We start from the raw sequence: 5,731 nt of genomic DNA on the forward strand, positions 1-5,731 counted from the left end.
TTTATTTATTAAACCTGTCTACTTAAAGGGGAGCATATCATAATTTGGGAGGTCTTCCTTATTCCAGCTCTTTTCAATTTTCACCACGTCAAGGACTGGCATCCACCAGAAATCCTCGTCATTCGTGAGTTTAATCTGTTGGAATGCCTGCTCAAACTTATCTATCCATCCCCAGCCTGTTTCATTTACGCTTCTATAACCTATTTTTTAAACTTTACAATACCTTTTTAAATTTATATTCCATTTCTCCAGCTAAAGCTTCAACAGTATCACCGTTTTCTCTGAAATCATGTGTATAGATTTTTTCAAATGGGCCAAAATCGATTTGCTTATAAAATTCAAAGCAGGGAAATCCATCATGTGCCCCAATTACATTTAAAATACCATCTCTTTTCGCATTTACAGATAATAAATAGTCAACTGAAGGTGCATGTAAATTTAAAGGATTGCTTGCACTTGCACTCATTTCAAAGTTAACCTCATCAGAACTCCATACAATGTTCGTGCACAAAATGCCTTCTGTACTAGCTTTTCCTTTTCTTTGGTTAATAGAACCATTTGGGTTTGTAACCTTTTCTGTTGTTATACCTGTGTTCTGATAGGAAAAAATCTCTTTTTTATAAAAATCTACAACGATCTCTTGTTCCACTCTAGAACGCATGGTGTTTACTGCATAGGGTGTAAACTCACGCGAATCCCCTTCATATTGAATTACTTTTCCTGTTTGAATATCTTTTTTAGGCTCAGTCCAAGACATGGGAATAAATACACTCGCTCTAATTTTGATAACGTTTATCATATAGAACCTCCATAAACTAAATTTGTTTGAGTTATCTAAACAAAATATAGGTTATTCAACAGTGCTTTCATATGATCCCCGAACAATTCCATCAGTTTTCTAGAACATATTCGGCGCTGTTAGGGCTTCCCTTCATGTGATAGATAGATGATTTCTAGCTTGTGACCTATGTACTTTTCCGGCATCATACTCACCCCGAAAAAAGAACGTTTGTTTGCGCTTATTATATGCAAACAGGAGTAGAACATCATCTCGGTAACACGGTCTATAATCCCATGTTCCGGTGGCGCCGCAACTGGTAAACACACTGTGCCTTCTCCTAAAATATTTTTTACAAATTAATTTTTATCAGGTTTTATTAAATTTTCTAAAAATTACAAACAGGAAATCTACAAAATGTATGCAGATTTCGATGTTGGTCATAATACGCAATTGAAATACAGAGGAATCATTACCAAATATAAGGAGATTTCGAGTCAAATATGTTAATACATGTAAATTAATATAAAACATTTTATCCAAATATTGCAATTAATAGAATGTAATGGTTAAATTAAATTGTAAACAAAGGAATGATCAAAAGACCATTCCAACGGAAATGCTGGCCCAGTATTTTGTTTACAAACAAATAAAACAGGAGATGAAAAAGTTATGAGAAAGCTGATGAATAAAACTCTCATAAGTGTTTTGAGCATTGCTTCTATGTTTTCTTTATCCCTGTCGTCTGTTCATGCCGAACAAAAAGTGCCAGAAGTGGCAGGACAATCTTTACCCGCTCATTCAAAAGTAGTACAAATGGATTCTTCCAAAGTAGTTTCCGAAGAATCATTAAGTCAAAAAGAAAAGGCATTTCTTAATGAAATGAAACAAACAAAGGGAATTCACCAAATGGGTGATTTGTTCGTCATTGCCCGAGGGGAAATGCCGAATAATGGTTACAACTTAAAGGTAACCCGCACAGTACAAAGTTGGGAGCAACTATTTGTTTACATCGAGTTGTCTGAACCAGATCCAGATCAAGTATACGTACAACAAATCACCTATCCGTATGTGCTCGTGCGTGCCCAACTACCCCCATATACAACTATTAGCTTCCTTGATGATCACACACAAAAGCCATTGTTTCAGTAAGGTATCAAACTTAAATACGCATACAAATACAAGCCCTCTACCGGAGTAATGAGCTGTGACCGTGTTTGTAGACAGTTTGAAAAAGAAACCTTTGCACTAAGCAACCAACAGATGACCCCTGAATTCGTCAGGGGTCATCTTCTTTAATGTCCACTGATATCGACTTGAGTTGTAATACGCAATGTAATCATCAATTCGTGCTCGTAATTCTTTAATAGATGTACAATTCTTGTATTCCAGTTCATATATGGGGGCAATTAGGTCATACGCCTCAAGGTACATTTTGATACTCAAAAACCGCCAATTTCAGGGCGGTCTTCTTTATTCTATTTTTTTCAATTTTCACCAAGTAATACAACCGGTGCACTTCAGAGACCCTCATCATTCTTTTGTTTGATCTAATGATATGGGTCGCCAAACTTCCCATTCTGTATAATTAGGTTTCTTCCATTCATCTCTTCTTTCCCAAGCTTCTAATAATTCTATTTCATTAGGCTTTTCCTTAGTCCAGATAATGTATGTTTCCTTATGTAGAACTTCCAACACCTCAATTATTCCCTTGCGAGACCTACCTGTCTTTATGCACAGCTCATCGATAGTTGGAAATCTACGTCTACCCGCTGAATAGTTTCCGATTACCCTCAGCACTTTCCGTTCAATATCTGAAAGCATGCTGTCATCCCCTTACTGGTTGCCAGGATAAAATATTGCCTACATAAAACGAGCGCCATTCTCCAGTGCTTTCGGATGTTCCCCGAACAAGACCATCAGTGATACTTTTAACGTGTATACGGCGCTGTGAAAGCTTCCCACTAACCGAAATATAGATGATTTCTAGCTTACGACCTATTTACTTCTCCGGCATCCTACTCACCTCAGATAAGAACGTTTGTTTGCGCTTATTATATGCGAACATATTGCGAACAGTCCATAGTTTTATTTTGACAAATGCCCCAATCTAATTTAAATAAGTACAAGGTATTCTATCAAAGAAACTTTCGAATATTAAAAATATTTATTGTACTTTGTACAACATTTTTGTATATTTAAATCATAAGGAGGTGAACAACTTGGAGTTTAAAGATTGGTTAGCTTTAATCGCCTTCCTCTACGTGATCTACAAAGATCGTATAGAGCCTAAACTAAAAAGGCGGTTAAAAAAGAAAAAGCGACGCCCCGGCAAAGAAAAACGTCGCAAATAGCTCGAAAGAAGGAGGGTAAAACCTCCTTCTAATAACCGATCTTACTTCAAGTATACCATGAAAGCAAAGAGAATAGACGTGACAAACTTATTGTCAGCTAGGGGAGTTCTTGGTATCGCATTGGCAATTACTTACTCCCCGTCTGATACCTGGTGGCAACAAGGAATACTAATTGTGGCAGTTGGATACCTTCTAATCACAGCTTTACTAGGAAGGAGAGACTAACAGATGCAAGTCAACTTAGATGACCTCATGGGATTTGGTGAAGTATGCGAAATGACAGGTAAAACAAAGGGATACATCCAAGAGTACATGCGAAGAGGTACCTTTCCAGAACCAATTAAACGACTCTCCTGCAGCCCCTTATGGCTGCGGGAGCAGATTCAAGATTGGATTGATACACCTAGACCTCGTGGACGAAAACCAAAAACCGATTTGGAATGAGGTAGATTGTAATGAAATTTGGCATGCGAAAATCGGCTGAAACCGATGAAAAATGTTGGATATGATGGTTCTGAAATAATAGGAGGGAATTATGTCTTTTGATTATTTAAGACCCGTTTTTATTATCTTTATTGTTGTATTGTTGATTTTTTTGTTAGTAGTAATACTTCAGAATGGCGAACTCAAACTAATAAATGGTTTTTCTGTAATCTGTGTATCCATTATATGTTCATTGGTATCTGCAATAAATCTATGGCAAATTGGGATTATTGCTGATGAATTGGGTTTAGGAGGAGACCCTGTATCTTTTTATATGTTTCTAGCTATTGCAGGATTATCTATACTAAACCCAATAATTTATACACTTAGAAAATAAATTTGTTTCACTAAATTGGACAAAAAGAATGTTGTAAACCCTAATATATGGAAGTTTCCCGCATTCTTGTTCAATTATCAACATTAATATTTAACAGAGCTAAACAAAAAATACCCTCTAACGGATAACCGAAGGAGAGCTACTGCTTTTATCTTCTACAAGCGATTTCATAGTAAGTTTCATCTATTTCAAAACATATAAAATTTCAATTCAACTTTCTAGAAGCTTCAACTACGGGACCTGATCCCATAAAGAAATCGACCACCGTCTCCCCTTCTTCTGAACTGTTGAGGATGATTTTCTCCATTAAGGCAACAGGCTTTTCGGTCGGATGTACCGTTTTGTTTCCAAGTATTCGTGGTAGTCTCCAAATATCTGTAACATTACGGAATGGTACTCTCCTGACTCTCTGCTTCCCTTTCACTGCAAAAATAATAAACTCATGTTGAAAACGATATTGCCATCCTATGCCCATATTGACCTTATCCCACACAATACAGTTTTTGATAGTAAAGCCTACCTTTTGCATCCATAGACTCATAAATGGATACATTCGCCAATCAACACAAACATAAATTTGTATTTAAAACGACGAAAACTTATGATAGTTTACACCTGTCTAAATTCAATGTGTAATCCTTGTTCAGCGGTGGTGGTTAGTTACATAAGTATACTTGTAAAAAAAAGGAAGTTTAGGTTGGTTTGCAGAAGAGGTAAGAAGCAAAATAAAATTTGGGAGGGTTTTTATGATTAAGGATCTATGGTTTACAGTGCAACCGATTGATAATAATACATATGCAATTAGTGAATATGGGCATTGGGAGAAAGTGCATTCATTTTTACTATTGGGTGAAGAAAAAGCAGTATTAATTGATACAGGGCTTGGAATTGACAATATAAAAAGAATTACAGACCAATTGACTACTTTACCGATTGATGTTTTCACTACCCATGTTCACGCTGACCATATCGGAAGTCATGGAGAATTTGAAAGAATTTATGTCCATGATGGAGATAAAGATTGGTTAGTAAATGGAATTAAAGGCTTATCAATAGAACAAATAAGAAAAGATATTGGTAGAGATATAACCTTGCAAACGCCAGAAACGTTTAACCCCGATACATATGAACCCTTTCAAGGAGAACCTACAGGCTTATTGAAAGATGGGGATATATTTGAGTTGGGGAATAGAAGATTAATTATCTATCATACTCCAGGGCATTCTCCAGGTCATATATCTATTTTTGATGAAACAAATGGATATTTATTCACGGGTGATTTGTTTTATGACCAAACCCCTATTTATGCATTCTATCCTTCAAGCAATCCTGTTGATTTAGTTAATTCATTAGAGAAAATAACTGAAATATCAAACGTTTCAATGGTTTACGGCTCACATAATACATTAGGACTCACGCCCCGAATTTTTGAGGAAGTAAAAATGGCTGTTACGTTTCTAAGAGAAAAAGAACTTACTAAATTCGGTACAGGAATTCATAAATTTAATGGATTTAGCGTACGATTTTAACCATTTTTGTTTAACTAATGGGGGTATTTGTTTAACAATATTGAGGAAACCCATAAAAATGAGGTTCCCTCAAATTTAATAAATTTTCAGCATAAAAATTTAACAGAGCCTAAACAAAAAACAAAACGTGCCAGATTTAACTGACACGTTCAAAAGTTACTCTGTTTTGTTTTTAAAATTATTCAGTGTAGCTGCCAACACTGCTGCGCCTACTGCAACACCATTTGCAATAGTATTGATTTGATCATCA

General features: G+C 35.9%; 10 protein-coding genes. 6 read left to right on the plus strand and 4 right to left on the minus strand.

Going from position 1 to position 5,731, the window contains the following annotated elements:
* Positions 1-214: 214 nt before the first annotated feature.
* Positions 215-799, minus strand: coding sequence for a DUF3238 domain-containing protein (locus tag LM917_RS23625; protein ID WP_232700160.1), 585 nt, complete (start codon positions 797-799; stop codon positions 215-217).
* A 651-nt stretch (positions 800-1,450) separates the two neighbouring features.
* Between LM917_RS23625 and LM917_RS23630 the strand changes: the two genes are divergently transcribed.
* Positions 1,451-1,930, plus strand: coding sequence for a protease complex subunit PrcB family protein (locus LM917_RS23630; RefSeq protein ID WP_232700161.1), 480 nt, complete (start codon positions 1,451-1,453; stop codon positions 1,928-1,930).
* A gap of 96 nt (positions 1,931-2,026) precedes the next feature.
* On the opposite strand, the gene LM917_RS23635 is transcribed toward LM917_RS23630, so the two are convergent.
* The gene (locus tag LM917_RS23635; RefSeq protein WP_373688826.1) at positions 2,027-2,212 is read right to left on the minus strand and encodes an IS3 family transposase; all 186 of its coding nucleotides are present in this window, start codon (positions 2,210-2,212) and stop codon (positions 2,027-2,029) included.
* A 99-nt stretch (positions 2,213-2,311) separates the two neighbouring features.
* Positions 2,312-2,602, minus strand: coding sequence for a LexA family transcriptional regulator (locus LM917_RS23640; protein ID WP_232700162.1), 291 nt, complete (start codon positions 2,600-2,602; stop codon positions 2,312-2,314).
* Positions 2,603-3,000: 398 nt separating this feature from the next.
* On the opposite strand from LM917_RS23640, the gene LM917_RS24545 reads away from it, so the two are divergent.
* The 4 genes from LM917_RS24545 (at position 3,001) to LM917_RS23655 (ending at position 3,952) form a co-directional block, all read left to right on the plus strand.
* Complete coding sequence (locus LM917_RS24545) at positions 3,001-3,132, plus strand: hypothetical protein (protein ID WP_255668571.1); 132 nt, start codon at positions 3,001-3,003, stop codon at positions 3,130-3,132.
* 78 nt (positions 3,133-3,210) lie between these two features.
* On the plus strand, positions 3,211-3,357 hold the full coding sequence (locus LM917_RS23645) for a hypothetical protein (protein ID WP_232700163.1): 147 nt from the start codon (positions 3,211-3,213) through the stop codon (positions 3,355-3,357).
* Positions 3,358-3,360: 3 nt separating this feature from the next.
* Complete coding sequence (locus LM917_RS23650) at positions 3,361-3,576, plus strand: helix-turn-helix transcriptional regulator (RefSeq protein ID WP_232700164.1); 216 nt, start codon at positions 3,361-3,363, stop codon at positions 3,574-3,576.
* Between the two features lie 91 nt (positions 3,577-3,667).
* The gene (locus LM917_RS23655; RefSeq protein WP_232700165.1) at positions 3,668-3,952 is read left to right on the plus strand and encodes a hypothetical protein; all 285 of its coding nucleotides are present in this window, start codon (positions 3,668-3,670) and stop codon (positions 3,950-3,952) included.
* A gap of 205 nt (positions 3,953-4,157) precedes the next feature.
* Here the strand turns inward: LM917_RS23655 and LM917_RS23660 are convergent, their stop codons facing one another.
* On the minus strand, positions 4,158-4,535 hold the full coding sequence (locus LM917_RS23660; protein WP_373688827.1) for a DNA-methyltransferase: 378 nt from the start codon (positions 4,533-4,535) through the stop codon (positions 4,158-4,160).
* A gap of 163 nt (positions 4,536-4,698) precedes the next feature.
* Between LM917_RS23660 and LM917_RS23665 the strand changes: the two genes are divergently transcribed.
* Complete coding sequence (locus LM917_RS23665) at positions 4,699-5,481, plus strand: MBL fold metallo-hydrolase (protein WP_232700167.1); 783 nt, start codon at positions 4,699-4,701, stop codon at positions 5,479-5,481.
* Positions 5,482-5,731: the final 250 nt, after the last annotated feature.

It is taken from the genome of Brevibacillus daliensis (genome assembly GCF_021245735.1).
GTDB lineage: Bacteria > Bacillota > Bacilli > Brevibacillales > Brevibacillaceae > Brevibacillus_B > Brevibacillus_B daliensis.

Bases quoted from the DNA above. Each gene is read 5' to 3' on its own strand.
- LM917_RS23625 (WP_232700160.1), bottom strand. From the start codon at position 799: ATGATAAACGTTATCAAAATTAGAGCGAGTGTATTTATTCCCATGTCT.
- LM917_RS23630 (WP_232700161.1), top strand. From the start codon at position 1,451: ATGAGAAAGCTGATGAATAAAACTCTCATAAGTGTTTTGAGCATTGCT.
- LM917_RS23635 (WP_373688826.1), bottom strand. From the start codon at position 2,212: ATGTACCTTGAGGCGTATGACCTAATTGCCCCCATATATGAACTGGAA.
- LM917_RS23640 (WP_232700162.1), bottom strand. From the start codon at position 2,602: ATGCTTTCAGATATTGAACGGAAAGTGCTGAGGGTAATCGGAAACTAT.
- LM917_RS23650 (WP_232700164.1), top strand. From the start codon at position 3,361: ATGCAAGTCAACTTAGATGACCTCATGGGATTTGGTGAAGTATGCGAA.
- LM917_RS23655 (WP_232700165.1), top strand. From the start codon at position 3,668: ATGTCTTTTGATTATTTAAGACCCGTTTTTATTATCTTTATTGTTGTA.
- LM917_RS23665 (WP_232700167.1), top strand. From the start codon at position 4,699: ATGATTAAGGATCTATGGTTTACAGTGCAACCGATTGATAATAATACA.